The 17984-nt window shown below is 40.7% G+C and carries 14 protein-coding genes; 8 read left to right on the top strand and 6 right to left on the bottom strand.

The window, feature by feature from the left end; all coding sequences use genetic code 11:
• The first annotated feature begins 549 nt into the window (after positions 1-549).
• The 4 genes from C7Y70_RS14120 (at position 550) to C7Y70_RS14105 (ending at position 6709) form a co-directional block, all read left to right on the top strand.
• Positions 550-4056 (top strand): hypothetical protein, encoded by a 3507-nt coding sequence (locus tag C7Y70_RS14120; protein WP_135475370.1) that lies wholly within the window; start codon positions 550-552, stop codon positions 4054-4056.
• Positions 4057-4103: 47 nt separating this feature from the next.
• Positions 4104-4475: a hypothetical protein gene (locus tag C7Y70_RS14115; RefSeq protein WP_135475369.1), complete on the top strand. Its 372-nt coding sequence runs from the start codon at positions 4104-4106 to the stop codon at positions 4473-4475.
• A 72-nt stretch (positions 4476-4547) separates the two neighbouring features.
• Complete coding sequence (locus C7Y70_RS14110; RefSeq protein WP_135475368.1) at positions 4548-5162, top strand: trimeric intracellular cation channel family protein; 615 nt, start codon at positions 4548-4550, stop codon at positions 5160-5162.
• Positions 5163-5197: 35 nt separating this feature from the next.
• The gene (locus C7Y70_RS14105) at positions 5198-6709 is read left to right on the top strand and encodes a YifB family Mg chelatase-like AAA ATPase (protein WP_099295551.1); all 1512 of its coding nucleotides are present in this window, start codon (positions 5198-5200) and stop codon (positions 6707-6709) included.
• A gap of 16 nt (positions 6710-6725) precedes the next feature.
• Here C7Y70_RS14105 and C7Y70_RS14100 read toward each other — a convergent pair whose 3' ends face one another.
• Together C7Y70_RS14100 and C7Y70_RS14095 are read right to left on the bottom strand one after the other, a co-directional pair.
• Positions 6726-7430, bottom strand: coding sequence for a response regulator transcription factor (locus C7Y70_RS14100; RefSeq protein ID WP_099295552.1), 705 nt, complete (start codon positions 7428-7430; stop codon positions 6726-6728).
• A gap of 148 nt (positions 7431-7578) precedes the next feature.
• A complete protein-coding gene (locus C7Y70_RS14095; RefSeq protein WP_135475367.1) occupies positions 7579-10074 on the bottom strand; it encodes a S9 family peptidase in 2496 nt (831 codons plus the stop codon).
• Positions 10075-10156: 82 nt separating this feature from the next.
• Here C7Y70_RS14095 and C7Y70_RS14090 point away from each other — a divergent pair, with 82 nt between their 5' ends.
• A complete protein-coding gene (locus tag C7Y70_RS14090; protein ID WP_135475366.1) occupies positions 10157-11227 on the top strand; it encodes a hemolysin family protein in 1071 nt (356 codons plus the stop codon).
• Positions 11228-11229: 2 nt separating this feature from the next.
• On the opposite strand, the gene C7Y70_RS14085 is transcribed toward C7Y70_RS14090, so the two are convergent.
• A complete protein-coding gene (locus C7Y70_RS14085) occupies positions 11230-12441 on the bottom strand; it encodes an EAL domain-containing response regulator (protein WP_099295555.1) in 1212 nt (403 codons plus the stop codon).
• Between the two features lie 144 nt (positions 12442-12585).
• On the opposite strand from C7Y70_RS14085, the gene C7Y70_RS14080 reads away from it, so the two are divergent.
• Positions 12586-13602, top strand: a complete 1017-nt coding sequence (locus C7Y70_RS14080; RefSeq protein WP_135475365.1) for a site-2 protease family protein — start codon at positions 12586-12588, stop codon at positions 13600-13602.
• A gap of 58 nt (positions 13603-13660) precedes the next feature.
• Here the strand turns inward: C7Y70_RS14080 and C7Y70_RS14075 are convergent, their stop codons facing one another.
• Together C7Y70_RS14075 and C7Y70_RS14070 are read right to left on the bottom strand one after the other, a co-directional pair.
• Positions 13661-14974: a TIGR00366 family protein gene (locus C7Y70_RS14075; RefSeq protein ID WP_135475364.1), complete on the bottom strand. Its 1314-nt coding sequence runs from the start codon at positions 14972-14974 to the stop codon at positions 13661-13663.
• Positions 14975-15052: 78 nt separating this feature from the next.
• Positions 15053-16003, bottom strand: coding sequence for a chemotaxis protein CheV (locus C7Y70_RS14070; RefSeq protein WP_135475363.1), 951 nt, complete (start codon positions 16001-16003; stop codon positions 15053-15055).
• 169 nt (positions 16004-16172) lie between these two features.
• On the opposite strand from C7Y70_RS14070, the gene C7Y70_RS14065 reads away from it, so the two are divergent.
• Both C7Y70_RS14065 and C7Y70_RS14060 read left to right on the top strand, forming a co-directional pair.
• A complete protein-coding gene (locus tag C7Y70_RS14065) occupies positions 16173-17240 on the top strand; it encodes a potassium channel family protein (protein WP_099295559.1) in 1068 nt (355 codons plus the stop codon).
• Positions 17240-17455, top strand: coding sequence for a hypothetical protein (locus C7Y70_RS14060; protein ID WP_099295560.1), 216 nt, complete (start codon positions 17240-17242; stop codon positions 17453-17455). Before C7Y70_RS14065 ends, C7Y70_RS14060 begins: the two co-directional genes overlap by 1 nt.
• 16 nt (positions 17456-17471) lie before the next feature.
• On the opposite strand, the gene C7Y70_RS14055 is transcribed toward C7Y70_RS14060, so the two are convergent.
• Complete coding sequence (locus tag C7Y70_RS14055) at positions 17472-17969, bottom strand: EVE domain-containing protein (protein WP_135475362.1); 498 nt, start codon at positions 17967-17969, stop codon at positions 17472-17474.
• Positions 17970-17984 lie beyond the last annotated feature (15 nt).

The raw sequence follows: 17984 nt of genomic DNA, 5'->3' as shown, positions 1-17984 counted from the left end.
GACAAATTGGTCGGATATGGACGCTGTTTTTTTTGCGTCTTGCGGTATGCTTTATTCATCCTTTTTAGCATGTAACTCCCTTCGCTTTAATGGGTCTGACACTTACATATAGTAAATATGTATAAATCATCGAATTTCTCTCCTTAAGTGGAGGCTGGAGAGTAGGCTAGCCTCTGCTATTTTTCTTTTATTGCTTTGCCAATACCTGATTAGAATATTTCATATCACAAGTATTTCACGCCTCTATCATATTGAAAATTATAAACTTGTCGGGAATGAGTACAAATTGGTCGCATATGTAGTCACCGTGTTTAGTAAGTTAAACTAGAATCATCCCAGTTACTTTTTGTAGAAAAGGTGCTCCAAAAATTGATACCTGAGTAATGGAATAGCGGCTCAATTGCATAAGTGGATTTGCCAATTAATTTTGCAAAAGATGTATCTCGTCATTCTATTTTCATTTATTGATTTATTCATTTGGCTTATCTGTGTCGTGTAATCAGTTTTATTGATTTACATAGGGCCAGCAACAGGGAAAAAGGAAATAAAATGAGTGTATCAAATAGGCTTCATCGTTCGGGTGTTTTGGCACTATTGACAAGTGCTTTTATTATCACAGGTTGTGGCGGCGGAGGCGGCGATAGTGGCGACTCCACGCCCCCAGCTATAAGTAATAACAGCCCAACTGTGAGCATTTCTGGTGACGCAGAAGTTAACGAGGGAAAAGAGTTGTCCTTGACCGCTGTTGCCAGCGACAGTGATGGCAGTATCACAAGCTACGCATGGCAAGCTATTTCAGGGCCTACAGTCACGTTAGCAGGTAGTGATAGTGAAAATGTTAGCTTTACTGCGCCTAATATCGAAGAAGATACCGATTTAGTACTTGAAGTGACGGTGACTGATAATGAAGGTGCGACCAAAAGTGCTCAAATCACGGTTAATATAAAGCGTGAAGTGCTCAGTGTGACTATTACAGGAATTGTCACAGATGAGCCTATTGTCTCTTCAAATATAGCTGTTCAAGTGGGTGATGACCTTTTTGAAGTCACCGCCGATGAAACGGGTCAATACACAGTGAAAGTTGAAGTGGATGACTCGTTTGCTAATAAGCTTGTAAGGTTAGTGGCACTGGGGAACAACGCTATCAACCCAGAAGTTGAATTTGTATCGCAGTTAAAGTCAGTTGCAACCTTAATTACACAAGCGGGTGATGATGCGACCTTGACAAAAAATGAAAACTTCGGCGTTAACATTACCAATGTGAGTACTGCTGAATATGCTTTGGTAAAACGTGATAATGGTGATGTGCAAGACGAAGCTTCACTTTCAAATGCGTTGTTAGCTGTTGATGCAAATGAAAAGCTGTTACTAGCATCTTTAATTAAAATTATAGTGGATGATGAAAACTACACACTCCCAGAAGGCGTGGATTCAACATTGGCGTTAGTATCTAATGCAAACGATATTGACAACTTCGTGAACACTGTTGATAGTCAAGACCCTGACTTAATCGAGGCCACTAAAAAAGCGATTAAAGACGATGATGACCTGATTGACAAAACCATTGGTGATGTAACAGGTGAATTCATTTTGACAATGCCACAATCTTACCGCGCAGCTGCGGCGCAATTACATCTGCTTGATGAGGAAAAGGGTTACATTAGCTTTACTGGTTTTGAAACGAACTTTACCTGGCAACAAACTGGACCCTCGATAAGCATGGTACTTGATGAGGCCGCTTTAGAGAGCTGCGCCATGATGATGGATGAGAATAATCAGCAGCAGGAGAGTTGTCAGTACCTAGTGGAGTTAGGGATGACCATACTCCTTGAGAACGATGTGAATAAAACCGTTGAACTGTATAGAAAGTTTGAAAGACGCTGGAGCAGCACAGGTGATGTTCACGATTCATATGAAGGCACAACCAACTTTAGTTTAATTGAAAAGCAACAGACGATAGCCATTACGGCCGATAAACTCATAGGCACCTGGGTTGTTGATGGTGCAAGTGAATTTCAAGGTTTAAGAAGTGCCGTATCATTTGATTTACTTGCTGGCGGTGCGGGAACGCTCAGAGATAATGATAAAGCACCTGTTAGTATCACTTGGCAAATAATTGATAATCGCTTAGTGATTACCAACACCAATGAAGAGGCCGTGTTTGATTATGAGTTTTGGTTGATCAAGGATGTTCAAGTAGGGTATCAATTTGTGTCATCACTAAACGCCAAAGCAGATGAATCAACACGTACTTCATCTGGTTTAATGGTCAAAGATAATCAATTAGCATTTACTACAAGCGAATTACTGGGCAAGTGGACAATCTATCAGGGGTACAACGCGCCACAGACTGATTTACATTACGATGTTTATGATGATGGCTTAATGAACTTTAATTTAAACCAAGATTATCGTTCGTGGCAAATCGGCAGTGAGGGTGAGTTTTTACGTTATAACTACTTCACTGATAACGGTGTTCAACCAGTGTGTCCTGAAGGCCAAACCTGCCAAGTATATAGCGAGTTTTCACAACGTTTATTGGCAACAGCCAATGACCAAAACTTTACCTATCGTAAATACCGGTTCTATAACTTTGATGGTTCAGAAAGACCGCAAAATTACTCCTCCCATCTTCGTAATTTCTCAGTTGCAAATGGTGAGTATGGTGTCACACGTTTTGCACCCTATTGGATTCAAGAGAACCCAGGCTTTGACGAAAACGGATACCCAACCAATGTAAATTATATCGAACTGTATACGCCCAATAGCAAAGGTGTAGAAGCAATCACTATTGCGACAAACTATAACGAGCAAGGCGAGCCTAGTAGTTACACAATTAGCTTTACTAACGCAGGTGTTACACAGTCGTATGATTATAGTTTAGCTTCTGGGAAACTTTTATTTAGTGATCAACAAATCGAAATAAAGGACTTTGAACGCAACTTCCTCACTGTGTGTATTTATGCTCAGGGCGGGGTGTGTAATGAGGCAAATACACAAGCTTGGTACTTTGATGAAGCAATGGCAGCTGAAAATGTACAAGCTGTTCGTCCGCAACCTACACATCCGCTCGATGGTGCATGGCAGTTGGCCGATGAACCTGATGTAGTACTGGTTTTGCGTGATGGCAAGTGGATTCAAATTCAATCAATAGCAGTAGAAGGAGAGACTGACGCTTTTCCTGGTTATGAAATAGGTGATTTTACTTGGAATGAAGCAACAGGAGATTTTACTGTTAATTTAACTGAAGACACTAATGGGGCATTTGGCTACGACAGCGACGAGCCATTAAAAATTACGGTTAATGCAGATGAACTGACTTTTTCAGTCGAAGGTGAAGGGGATTATAGATTTACCCGTATTTATGACCCCAGTAAGCCTCATGTAGGTGCTTACTTTAGTGGTTCAATTGCCAATAATGACTTTTTCTTAGCAGTGTTTAAAGGGGATGGTTATTTCACTGAGTTTGATCATGAGGTTGGTTTTACACCAGCAATTAATGCGGGTACTTACACTTATACTGCTGACCCGTCTGGCGATCCTGAACTGTTAAGTGTCACCTTGGATTACTACCTTAATCAGATGCAAGCTGATGAGCTAGAGGAAATTGAACCTTATGTTGTGATTAAGGGGGAGGGTAATAGATTGGTGTGGCTTGATGGAAACGACTTTGGTGTCGATCAGCGAGTTACTAATATTGTTGACCCCATTGAGCTTGTTGAAGCTGATGTAGTGGGAGAGCATGTATTAAGTTATCTGGACCAAGGTGCCAGTATGGAACACACTATTGTGGTGCGCAATGACGGCACTACAAGCTTTACATTAGCCGGAGAAACGCGAGAAGGAACGTGGTCAATTGATTTAGGGAGCTTAAAATTGGTTAGTCCTGAATCAAGTACACAAGATGCGACTTATGGAATGGTTATAACCCCACACTCAGTTGTAGCGGGTGGCTTTGAAGTCGCTGCTTTTAGCGTCACAGTACCGAGTAATCATCCAGATAAAGAGGATCCAAACCTGCACATCAGTGTAATGGGTAGCTTTATAAAGCAATAACATTTAACGGAGCCTAACGGCTCCGTTTTATTTTAAGGATTGAGAAAATGTATAAAATCTTATTGGTTATGTTTTCTGTCGCACTTACAGGCTGTGAAACAGTTGAGTCTGTGCAGCAGGATGTCAGTGCATTTAGTGATAATCTGTTTTCCAACTCAGGCAGTGAAGAGGATGCCGTCAATGCATATGAAAAAGCACAGGAAGCTTATTTAGAAGCAAGCAAGGTAAGAAAGCAAACGACTTCACTAAATGCACAGCAGCGAAGCGTGTGGGCTGAGCTTGAAAGTGATTATCAAAAACTGGTCGCAAACCCTGATTCAGCAGCTGATAAAGAATCGATTTTTTCAGATGGTACATTAGCCGAAAATATAATGACGCATAGTCTTGAGTTTATCGAACTGACGGCAAAAGCAGATTAATTATTAAGATTGTTTAAAAGTGACAGGTGATTGTGTTAAAACACATCCCTAGCTCACTTTTTAGCGACAACTATGACTGAACTTTACCACTGGTTTGATTTAATTGGCGTTGCCGTATTTGGAGTATCAGGCACGTTGATTGCTTACGATAAGAAAATGGATGGCTTTGGAGTTTTTGTACTCGCCACTGTTACGGCTATTGGTGGGGGAACAGTGCGTGATTTGATCTTGGATGTCCCTGTATTTTGGCTGCACGATCAAAGTTATTTTATTGCTATTTTTGCCGCTGTATTTATTACAGCTAGATTGATCAACAAGCAAAAATCGATTCCGCTTTACCACTTACAAATTGCAGATGCATTTGGATTGGCGTTTTTTGCTGTTATGGGTACGCAAAAGGCGCTGCTTGCAGGCATGCCTGCAACCACAGCCATAATTATGGGAATAATCACAGGCTGTTTTGGCGGCATGATACGCGATGTATTGGCTGGCAATATCCCGATGTTGTTAAAAGGTGAGCTTTACGCCATTACGTGTATTGCTGGTGGGTTAGTTTATACTCAGAGTGTTTCATTGAATGCGATGACTGAAATTGCGATGGTTTTAGCAATGCTAACGACCTTACTATTACGTCTTGCAGCAATGAAATGGCAACTTACACTACATATTTTTAAATATCCTGACTAGACTGTAATAAAAAGTACATTACAGGGACAAAGGATGTGTCGTTAGCTCGTATTTATTCTCGTGCGCAGGTGGGAATTCAAGCACCAGAGGTGATGGTTGAAGTTCACTTAGGCAATGGTTTGCCAGCCTTTCATATTGTCGGCTTGCCAGAGGCCTCAGTTAAAGAATCAAAAGACAGAGTAAGAAGTGCGCTCGAAAACTCTCAGTTCGGTTTCCCTGATCAAAGAATTACGGTCAACCTTGCGCCTGCAGATTTACCAAAAGAGGGTGGCCGCTTTGATTTAGCTATTGCAGTTGGGATTTTGGTCGCTTCAGGGCAAGTGGTTTGTAATGAATTAGAGCGCTATGAGTTTTATGGTGAGCTTGCGTTAAATGGCGAAGTTAGAGGTGTGAACGCCATTTTACCCTCGGTATTGGCCGCTAAAGAGCAAGGGCGTTGTTGTTTTCTGCCTGCTGTTAATGACAGTTTAGCTAGCTTGGTGAATGGTGTAACACGAAAAGCAGTTAACTCAATACAGGATGTGTGGAATGATTTACTGAATCAGCAACCATTGCCACTGAACATTGAGTATGAAGAGCGTGTTCAAAGCACTCATTTTATTCACGATTTAAGTGATGTTAAAGGTCAGCCGGGTGCTAAAAGGGTATTGGAAATAGCTGCCGCTGGGGGTCATAATTTACTTTTTTTAGGGCCTCCTGGCACAGGTAAGTCAATGCTTGCTCAGCGTATGCCCACCATTATGCCAAGTATGTCTGATGAAGAAGCCCTTTCTAGTGCCGCGTTGTATTCTATTATTGGTCAATCAATCGACTTAACCAATTGGCGTAAAAGGCCGTTTCGTAGTCCTCATCATACGTGTTCAGCTGTCGCTTTGGTTGGGGGGTCTTCAAACCCTAAACCAGGCGAAATATCTCTGGCTCATAATGGTGTGTTGTTTTTAGATGAGCTGCCTGAATTTGAAAGAAAAGTATTGGATTCACTGCGCGAACCAATGGAAACCGGCACGGTTACTATTTCAAGGGCTGCGCGGCAAATGGAGTTTCCGGCCCAGTTTCAACTGATTGCTGCTTTAAATCCAAGTCCTACAGGGTGTCATAATGATAAACGGGCAACCCCAGATCAAGTTATGCGATATTTATCCCGAGTGTCAGGCCCTTTTATTGATCGGATTGATTTACAAATAGAATTGCCTCGCTTGAGTAGCAATCAATTACAAAGTACTGAGCTTGAAGAAAGCAGTGCTCAGGTGAGAGCGCGGGTTGAAGCTGCTTATAATATTCAACTCACCAGACAAGGCAAAGTGAATGCACGGCTTAATAATAAAGAAATGAGTAAATTCTGCGAATTAGCACCCGCGGAGTTACAGTTTTTAGCTAAAGCCAGTGAAAAGCTGTCATTGTCACCACGTTCTTATCATCGGGTAATAAAGGTTGCGCGCACAATTAGTGATTTAAAAGGCCAGGAAAATATAGGGTTAGCGCAATTGAAAGAGGCGCTTAATTATCGCGCCTTTGAGCGTTTGATTTCGCAGTTATCACAGTATTAGCGGCTGGATATTCTGCTTAAATTGATAGCATGTACCCTTTACCACGTACAGTTACGATGCGTTTTTGGTCTTTTTCATCGCTGAGCTTTTTGCGTAAACGGCCAACGAGAACATCTACAGTACGATCGTTGGGGCTCCAATCAGGTTGACCGATTTCTTCTGATATTTTTTCTCTAGGTGTCGCTTTACCTGCGTTCGAAATTAAGCATATAAGGACTTTATGCTCTGCTTCAGTTAAACGTGATTCAATGCCATTTGCAGTAATCAGTGTGCGATTATCTGGGTGAAGTTTAAAGTCGGCGTATTCAATAAACTCTTCACTTTCGTCATTATCAGTGCTGCCTTTTAACCTTTTGTGCAGTGCACGCATGCGTAACTCTAGCTCTAAAAGATCAACTGGCTTGCAAATATAATCATCAGCGCCTTGGGCAAGGCCTGCAATTCTATCGGCTTGTGAGTCGCGGCTTGAAAGCATAATCACACCGATATCAGTTAAGGTGTTGAGCTCTTTAGCTAAATGGAGCCCGTCACGCATAGGTAAAACAATATCAACAATGGCAAGTGAAATGGCACTATTGCTATGTTCACGTGAGCTAACAATTTCAAGCGCTTGAGCACCTGTTGCATCATTTTCAATGTGAAATTCAGTCTGGGCAAAGTGTTTAATGATGCGTTTAACCAATAGTTCATCATCTTCAACCAGTAAAACATTAATAGTCATAGTATCTTAATTACCTATATTGATGTCTCCATATTAGCACTCATTAGCGTAAGGAGAGAACAACTGAAGTACTGTTTATGATAGTTTCTTTGCATAAACTCAAATAATAGAAGAAAGGAAAGCTTTGTTTCCTTTCTTTCATACCTTATTATTTTTCAGGGTATAAGTATTGCCACCATTGCGGTTCATCTTTTAAATGCTTATCAAAGTAGGCAAGCATTGTGCTCCACCAATCAAAGCGTTTATCGCGAGCAAAAATTTGATGATCAGCACCTTTATACTCAATCAGATCAACATCCTTACCAAGAAGTTTAAGTGCAGTATACATGTTATGGCTTTCGCCAACTGGCACATTAGTGTCGGAGTCTCCATGTAGTAAAAGCAGTGGTGTCGTTACTTTGTCTGCATGAAAAACAGGGCTTCGTTGACTGTAAAGTTCACTGTTATTCCACGGGAAGCTGCCTTTAGATGCTTCTCCAGAATATAAATAGCCCCACCAACCTTGACCCCAATACGAGGTAATATTAGAAATACCTGCATGGGCAATAGACGCGCTAAACATATCGGTTTTAGTCGCTAATAACATGGTCATAAAGCCACCGTAGGATGCACCTAAATTACCTAAACGATTTTTATCAATAAATGAGTACTGCGCAAGTAATGCCTGAGTGCCTTGCATAATGTCCTCAGCGGTATGTTCACCCCATGCATTGACGTGTTTAGCTGAGAATTCTTGACCAAACCCTGTTGCTCCAGTTGGTTGAACAACATAGACAACATACCCATTAGCTGCCCAAAAGTTAAATGGGTAACGACCAGTAAAACCACGCGAAACCGGAGATGTACCACCATAATAATAGATCAAAGCTGGATGCTTTTTAGATTTATCTAGATTGGTTGGTAAATAGACGCGGCCTTTTATTTCAACGCCCTGTTTATTTGTGAAGTTAAACTCTTCAAGCGTTGGAATTTGCGTATTCGCATAGGCTAAAGGTTTCGAATCCCATAGTTTGCTTGCTCTATTTTTGCTGATCTTTAAATATTTTAATTGCTGTGGTGAGGATGCTGTTGTACCACTGAACAAAATAGCGGGTGAGCGGTTTTTAGAGACACTAAATTGCTCAACAACATCTAATTTAGTGTTTAGTTTGCTAAATCGGTTTTTACTTAAATCAAATAAATACAGTTGTTGGGTATCTTGCTCTGTAACTTTTAGAACAGCATCACCGTTGTTAAGCACATTTAGTTGACCTATAGCAGGGTCAAAGTTTTTGCTCAATGCTTTGGCCTTTTTGCCATCAGAGTCAAGTAAATATAGCTGCCCATCATAGTTATTGGCGAGCATATCTTGTGGGATGTTACGGCCTAAACCATCTTTAAAGTCAGGTCCTGCAACAACATAGATACCTTCATCGGTGTACTTAGCTTGATTAAAGGTTTTAAATTGACCTAAAACACTGTGTTTTGCTGTCGCAAGGGTTGTTTCAACTAGCTCTGCGATAGGATGAGTAGATGCTTCCATAGCGTGAGCACTTCGGCTTAATAAGACCGTACCTTGTTCGCTGTTGAAGTCTTCTATGCTATGGCTTAAAGGACCTTCGCTGATTGCTTTGCTTAAACCAGAATTGATATCAAGTAGATAAGCTTGTGAAGTGGTGCGAGCATATGACCAGCGATCTTGCAGACCCCTGTAATGCTTGGTTAAGCTGGTATCGGCTTTGGGATACTTAGACCAAGTAAAAATTAAGCTATCGTTGTTGTAAAACGCAAAGCCGCTCGCGCCCTCTAAGTTCTCAGCAATAACATCAAGTGCTAAGTTTTTGCGATTTAATTTCTTTAATTTACCGTCAATTAAGTACACAACAGATTTGTTATCAGGACTCCAAATTACATTACTTGGTTGGCCTGATTCAAAGCGATAAAGCACTGTGCTGTCTTGATCTTTAAGCACCGTTGTTATTTGTGCTTGATTGCCTGCAGCATCATTGTAAGAGCGAGTGCTGGCAATATAGTGTTCTGCATCAGGTGACAGTGACAGCATGCTTATAGTCGGCGCATCAAATAATTGCTTTGCAGAGAGAGTTTTACTCGCGTTTTGACTTATGGTGATTTTGTCATGTTCTGACTTAGGCTCAAAATCCAGTGACACCTCATTCCAATTAGCGACTTGTTCTGCAATGATCAGGATTTGATGCTCGCCATTACTTAATGCCAGTTGATAAGTATGCTCGGTGGCAGTTAGCTCTTCGCCATCGATAAACAACTTGGCTTTTTCAATTCCGCTAAGCTTAAGTGCACCTTCACTAAAACGTTCAGTGTGTATAGTAAATTTTAATGCTTGTATCCCACCGAGTGTAAGCGCATTTATACTACTCAATGTTTGCCATTTATGCTGCTCACCAAAGACTGAAATGTGAGAGCTATTAGCTTGTAAACTCGGGAGTAGGTTTTTAATAGCCGCATCATGGTGGGGAGTTTGGTAAGGTTTTACTTGCATTTGTTCAGCCAAAGGGCCAACAAAAGCGATGTTATCCTTATCCAACACTGCAGCCAAAGCAGAGCTTGAGACAGAGTATAAAGCCAGTGCACTGAATGCGTTTAACACACGTTTATTTGATAATTTTGCAGACAAATTGAAAGTCATTGCTAAGCCTTCGAACGATAATTTGGATAAATATATCATGTATTGGTAGGATGCTCATTAGTCCAACGATGAGAGTGATTTAATGACGTTATTAATTGTTTACATGTGTGTTGCTATTTTAATTTCATTCCTATGTTCTATTATGGAAGCCGTGTTATTGAGCATCACCCCAAGCTATGTTGCTTTGTTGCGTAAACAAAATCCAAAGCTGGCTAAATGTGTTGAAAAATTAAAAAAGAATGTAGATCAACCATTAGCAGCTATCTTAACTTTAAACACTGTTGCGCATACCGCAGGTGCTGCTGGTGTAGGAGCGCAAGCAGCTGTTGTTTTCTCTGATGCAGCGGTAGGTATTGCATCAGCCATAATGACACTACTTGTATTGGTATTATCAGAAATAATCCCCAAAACACTCGGTGCTAATTATTGGCGTGCATTGACCCCAGTTGTAGCTCGAGGACTGGTGTATTTAGTCATTTTATTAAAACCCTTTGTATGGTTTGCTGAAAAGCTAACGAATTTGATGGGACGTAACTACGATGAAGCGTTTTATATTCGACAAGAAATTGAAGCAATGGCTGATATTGGCACTGAGTCGGGCGCGCTACATCAAGAAGAGTCCGAAATTATTCGTAGTTTGTTGCACTTTAGGCATGCTACGCTCGATTCAATAATGACGCCGCGTACTGTTTTATTCAAAGTTCATAAAGATATCACTGTACACCAATACTTGGCTGAACATGGCTCTTCGTCATTTTCACGCGTGTTAGTTTACGATAAAGATGGCGATGATATTATTGGTTTTGTGCATAAAAACGACATTATGTTGGCATACCATCGACTGGGTGAAGACTACAAGATAAGTAAGTTAGTTAAACCTTTGTATACAGTTCCAGAGACACTTTATGTGCCTACATTACTGCACACCTTACTGGCACAAAGAACGCATATTTGTTTGGTAATTGACGAATATGGCGATGTGCAAGGTATTGTAACCCTCGAAGACATGATTGAGTCATTAATGGGGCTTAATATTATGGATGAACGTGACCAATCGGCGGATATGCAAATGGTCGCTAAGCAACGTTGGCGGCAGCGTTTAGCCAATACTGACAAATTACTTAGCGAAGACGAAGACGACGATAAAAAATAAAGTCAGTGTTGATTTGCGTCCTTAACCATTTGTAACCATGACTTTGCCCATACAGTGAATTCAGATCTTGATTTAGGTTTGCAAATTAAAAAGCCCTGCATCAAGATAAACTCTTTGAAGCGGTCTAAGTATTCGAGCTCTTCTATACGCTCGATGCCTTCTGCAACAATTGAAATTCCTTCCTGTATGGCAATATTAACCAAGCTACTGGTGATTACTTGAGAGAATTGGTCGGTTTCAATATGGCTAATTAGAGTCCTATCAATTTTCACTTCACTAAAGGGCAAGGTTTTAAGTTGATTTACATTAGTAAAGCCGATGCCGTAGTCATCTAAAGAAATATCAAAACCGCGAATTCTTAATCGATTCAAGGTTTCTAATTGCGCGCTGCTACAGAGAGCGTGCTGTTCTGTTATCTCTAAAATTATTTCGCTAGGCGTTAAATTATTAAGCTTTAGTATAAGTGCTAGCTTGTCGGGGCAGCTTAAATCTTCTAACTGACAAGGCGACAAATTGAAAGCTAACTTAAATTTATAACCTAAGCATTCTTTCAACGCGATAAAATCTGTAGTGGCTTTTTCAAACAGCTGAAACGTGATTAAATTAATTAAATCAAGATCTTCAGCAACACTAATAAAATGATCGGGTAATAACTGCTGCCCGTTTGCAGTGACAATTCGCGCGAGCACTTCGACACTGGTGATTTTATTTTTGTAGCGGTTAATCTTTGGTTGATAAAAGGGGGTTATTTCATTGTGGCTAATGGCATGTAATAACTGTGATTCATCTATAGATTCAATGGGCTTTTCTATGTGCGAAGCTAAATGGTCTAGTTTTTTAAGTAATGTGTGCACTTGAGTTAGCTGCACTGGTTTTACTATGTTACCGATTAAATGTGCATTACTTCTTTTTGCTAGATCTGCTGCTAAATCAATAACTTTATGATCCATTTCAGAAATAATAACAATCGCACCAGGATAATTCATATCACCTAAGTGCCTAATCAACTCCATTCCATCCATATCAGGCATATTAAGATCAGTGAAAACCGCGTCATATTTTAATGAGGCGTTTTTTACTTTATACAATGCCTCTTGCGCGCTTAAGCATGTTGTAATATTGGGGATTTCAAGTTCGTTTAGAATAGCTTCCATCACCACTAAAATAGCTTTGGAATCATCAACTACGAGAATATTTTTGGCTAATTTGGTCATATTCACTCCTTGAATTTAAAGCAGGTATTAGTATAAAAGTAGCTGCTAACCAAGAAAAAGTCAGTATTTAGGATAAAATAATTTCACAAATTAAAACCGAAAACTAGGTATACTAACGCCACTGTTTTTTAGGCTTTAAGTATTATGATTCAAATACAATTAACTCTTGCAGAGCAGGCATTTAGGTTAATGCTTGCAGAGCAAAAAATTGTGCAAATTTTTCAATCTGACCAAGCAATTAGTTTTGATAACCCACGAACACACTACGTTGAATTTGAGCTAGAGGGGAATCGAGTTGGTATAGATACCAGCGAAGTCCATGAGCAAATGCTATTGCTGTATATTAATGACCATCTGGTACAAAAGCTCCCAATCCCTGAAGTACAAAAAGCCAAGCCTAAGCAAGGACTATTGGGTTTATTTGCCCTAGGCTTTAAGGTATTTAAGAGTGCAAAAGTGGTTAAGGCGGCATTAGCAGGGGCGTCAGTTGCAGGCTATGCGTGGCTTTTTACTTTTGAATTTGCTTTGATGCTTATTGCGTGTTTAGTCATTCATGAATACGGGCATGTAAGAGCAATGAAGTACTTTGGCATAAAAACCAAAGGGATTTACTTAATTCCTTTTGTAGGTGGCCTTGCTGTATCAGATGAAAAGATTACCACTCGCTGGCAAGATGTAGTGATCTCTTTAATGGGACCCGCGTTTGGTCTAATCACTTCTGTATTGGGGGTGGTGCTTTATTACGCCACCGAGATGGAAATATTTGCCGGTGTTGCGGTACTCAGTGCATTGCTTAATTTATTTAACTTACTGCCTATTCTACCGCTCGATGGGGGACATGTATTAAAAAGTATCAGCTTTTCCATGCGCTCTTGGGTGGGATTGAGTATTTGTATCTTAGGCGTATTGTTTGGCTTATGGCTCAGCTACACCTTTGGTTTAATGCTATTAGTGTTCTTTTTATTTATTGGCGCGCTGGAAATTGTGTTTGAATGGCGCGGTCGTCACTTCTCACACCTAGTACCGCTGGATAAATACGGCCAAGGGTTCTCTGCGGTAATGTATGCACTTGTCGTTGCAGGGCATGTCGCGGTGATGATGCACTTTGCCGATTCTGAAAATCCGATATTAAGCTTACCGATGAAAATCTTATCGAGTTAATGTAGTGCATATTGAACTGTCAAAGCGCAACGCGATGTTGCGCTTTAATGTCACTTCTTTACGGATAGTAAGTCAGCATCAACGCAATAAATACACCGGTAATAATTAATTGCACTAAACAAAAACCCATAATGTCTTTGGCTTTTAGGCCTGCAATGGCAAGTACAGGGAGCGCCCAAAAGGGTTGAATCAGGTTAGTCCAAGCATCTCCCCACGCGACCGCCATGGCGACGCGGGGCATATCAGCACCTAGCGCCTCTGCGGCGGGAATTACTATCGGTGCTTGCACCGCCCACTGGCCACCACCTGATGGTACAAATATATTCACAAGGCCTGCACTCAAAAAGCTCCAGAAGGGCAATGACTCTGCGCTGGCTATGGCGATAAAGCCTTGTGAAATTTGTTGTGCTAAACCGGTATCAATCATAATTGCCATGATCCCTGCATAAAATGGGAACTGGATAATAATACCTGCGCCGCTGGGCACTGCTTGTTGTAAGCTATTGAGTAAGTTATGGGGTGTTTGATGTAATAATATTGCTGCAAATAAAAACAGCCCTATAACACTGTTTAGATTAATTGAGCCATTATTGAAAATAAAATAATACGTTAAATATGCAAGGCCAAGTAAGCCTGTGGTCATACCTAGCACGCGGCTGTGCTCTATATGATCTGCTGGGCGAGTTAATGTGACATCTTTGTTTTCAGGCTCTATGAGTTTGCTTTTATCAACGTACACGCTGTCTTTATCGCAAGGGAGCATAGCGCGGTTTACCAGCGGCATAATGATAAATAAGCCAACCACGATTGCGATATTAAAACTTGAAAATAGCGTATCAGCAGTACTTATCACGCCAATACTTTGCTCTGAAAAATGCCCTGTGGTGGCAATGGTCAAAGGTACTGAACCTGCTAAGCCACCATGCCATACAATAAATCCAGAGTAAGCACTGGCCACTAATAATCGGTAGTCCACTTTTGTTTGCCTTGCTATTGCTTTGGCAAACAAAGCGCCTATTACTAAGCCAAACCCCCAGTTAAGCCAGCTGCCCAACAATGCGACTAGCGTGACCCAAATAATTGCCTTGGCTGGCGTGTTGGCCATACTGGCTAACTTAGCGAGCAATCGGTTGACGATAGGGGTGCTTGCTAGCATATAACCGGTGAGTAGCACCAATAGCATTTGCATCGCAAATTGTAGTAAGTTCCAAAAGCCACCTCCCCATGCCACGAGTACTTCTACTGAAGTTGCTGGAGTGAATAGGCTCGCAATTACAAAGCTAAGCAGGGTTAATAGAATAACAAATATAAAGGGGTCGGGTAGGTAGCGTTCAACTAATTGAGTAAAGGGTTTTGCAACACGATTTAGCATAGTGAGAGTGTATTGTTGTTATTGTCACGTATAGCCAATTAAGCATGAAAGATCTTAATTGGCAAGTAGGTCACTGTATTAGCGGTTTTTATCTAATACTGCTTTTAAGCGATTTTGAACCTCTTCAACAAGTAAGTCGGGTTGGAATTTAGATAAAAAGGCATTACAGCCTACCTTTTCAACTAAGGCTTGGTTAAAGCTGCCGCTTAACGATGTATTTAGCACAACGTGTAAATTCTTCAGGCGGTCATCATTGCGGATTTCATGCGTTAGTCGGTACCCATCCATTGCGGGCATTTCAGCATCGGTGATCACCATAAGTAAGTCTTGCTCTACGTTATCACCTCTATCTGCCCAGCTTTTCAACATATTTAATGCCTCAAGACCATTTGTTGCGGGAATAATTTCAATGCCCAGCTGGGACAACGTATCGCTTACTTGTTTACGCGCAGTTGGTGAGTCGTCAGCGTGTAAAATTTTACGGCCTGCAAATTCATCAACAATTGTTTTATCTAGTACTTCATCCGATATGTGGATTTCATATTCAACAATTTCGGCCAGTACTTTTTCTACGTCTATAATTTCAACTAGCTGCTCTTGCCCATCACGCTGAATTTTTGTCAGTGCAGTAAGGTAATGGTTTTTGCCAACGGATGTGGGGGGCGGCATAATATCTGACCATGTCATATTCATTATTTGGTCAACTTTACCGATTAAAAAGCCTTGCACAGTTCGGTTGTATTCGGTGATAACTAGATTACTGTCCTCGGTATTTTTTGCCGCGGGCATGCAAATCGCCTGTCGTAAATCTATAACAGGAATAGATTCGCCTCTTATATTGGCAACCCCAGATATTTTAGGGTGAGCGTGGGGAATTATATTTAAGTGAGGAAGTTTCACAACTTCTTTAATTTTAAATACATTAAGCGCAAAAAGATGACGGCTATGTAAATAAAATAGCAACAGCTCAAGACGATTTTCGCCGACCAGCTGAGTTCGTTGATCTACAGAAGCTAATACACCCGACATAACACACCCGTCTTTGTAATTAATAAAACAAGTATAGCTTACACTGTTCTGCTTTAAAAAAGCAGCCTAGAAAATAATCTTCGCCCTTATACATGTTTCAACCATTGCCATCATTTCGCCATTACAGTAACTTATCAGATAATTAATAGCAGAATTACCAAGTGTGGGCATGCCTTTTATATTTAAACGATTTTTTTTATTAGTGAGAAGTCACATTGATCAAGTTAGTTGGCAGGCGGTCGCTTTGGCTACTCTGGTACATATGGCCCTGACTTGGTTATTACTTATTTTAGCAGGTGAGGGGGCGCTCACTCCAATAAGTACATTTGTGTATTACTATATAGTGACAACATCAACTGTAGGATATGGCGACTTTAGCGCCACTACAGATTTAGGGCGGTGGGTTGTTGCACTTGTACAAATCCCTTTTGGGTTAGCTTTATTTGGCGTTCTGTTGGGTAAAACAGGGCAAACAGTGACATATTTAATTAGGCGCGCTATGACAGGTGATAAAAACTTTTCGCATTTTAATAATCACATCATTATTTTTGGTTGGCACCAAACACGAACAAAAAAGATGATTGATTACATTTTAGCAGATCAAAAACGCACACAAAGACGGATTTTATTAGCAGTGACAGAGCAAATGGAGCACCCATTTTTGACTAATGAGCACGTCGATTTTGTGCGTTTAAGCAGCTTTACTGATTGTACGCAACTTGAACGGGTGGCTATCAGCCATGCTGATAAAGTGATTATTGATGGTCAAGATGACGATCAAACCTTTACCACGGCGTTACGTATTAGCAAACTAGTTAAGGATGGCGGGCATATTAGTGCGCACTTTAACGATGAGAGTAAAGTAGAAATGCTATTAGAGCATTGCCACAATGTGGAATGTTCAAGTGCAAAGTCAGCAGAAATTTTAGTGCGTTCGATGCAAGATCCAGGCTCAAGCCGAGTGCAGGAAGAGCTGTTATCAACATTGCATGGTGATACACAATTTAGCTTGGTGATACCTGCTGATTTAGCACAAATGGAATTTGGTAAGTTGTTTCATCATTTTAAACATGATCACGATGCCATTTTACTCGGTGTTGCACATAACCTGAGTGCTAAAAATATGGATTTGAATCCGCCGCTCAACTACCCGGTAAACAGTGGTGATATACTTCATTACATAGCGATTGACCGGGTGTTAAGTAATGAAGTTGATTGGCAGAAGTTGACGAAGTAATGAATGAAGTAGCGTTTCTAATTATTATATTAAGCGCATACATTTTGCCTATAGTGCTGGTATTAAACAGTAAAAGAACGCAAGGTCATGAAAAGAACGGCTGGCTTATAGGCATTATCTTTTTCTCGTGGTTAGCGCTTGTCATGTACTTTGCTATTGTGCCAAAGCATGGCCATAAAAAGAAAAAAGGCCGAGAAAAGAAGCGAAAAACTTAGATTTTAGCCCTTAGTTTTATGGTCTTTCGGTCTTTATCTGCAGCTTATCGCTTACAGCTTGTCCCATTCTAGTTATCTCATCCCAATCATTTTTGGTCACTGGCATTATTGATAAGCGTCCCCCTTTTTTCAATGCGATGTCAGTGATTGCATCGTTTTCTTTAATTGCTTTAAGGCTAACTAATTTATTTAGATGCTGCTGATAAGTCACATCAACAACCATCCAGCGGGGTGAATCTACCGTTGCTTTGGCATCAAAATAATCACTGCTTAAATCAAACTGAGTGGGATCAGAGTAGGCCTCGCGTGTAACAGTTGCTAATCCAGCAACACCAATATGTTTGCAGCTAGAATGATAAATCATCACTTGATCGCCCACCTTAACCTTGTCGCGCATAAAGTTGCGTGCTTGATAATTTCGCACACCTTCCCATTGCGTTGTTTGTTGTGGCGCATTTTTTAAATCAGCAATTGAGAATGCATCAGGCTCGGTTTTAAATAGCCAATAAGCCATTGTTATCTCCCTAAG

The organism is Pseudoalteromonas sp. KS88 (genome assembly GCF_004766475.1).
Classification (GTDB): Bacteria; Pseudomonadota; Gammaproteobacteria; order Enterobacterales; family Alteromonadaceae; genus Pseudoalteromonas.
The sequence above is the reverse complement of the archived record's forward strand: the minus strand, read 5'-3'. Positions and strand labels throughout refer to the sequence as shown.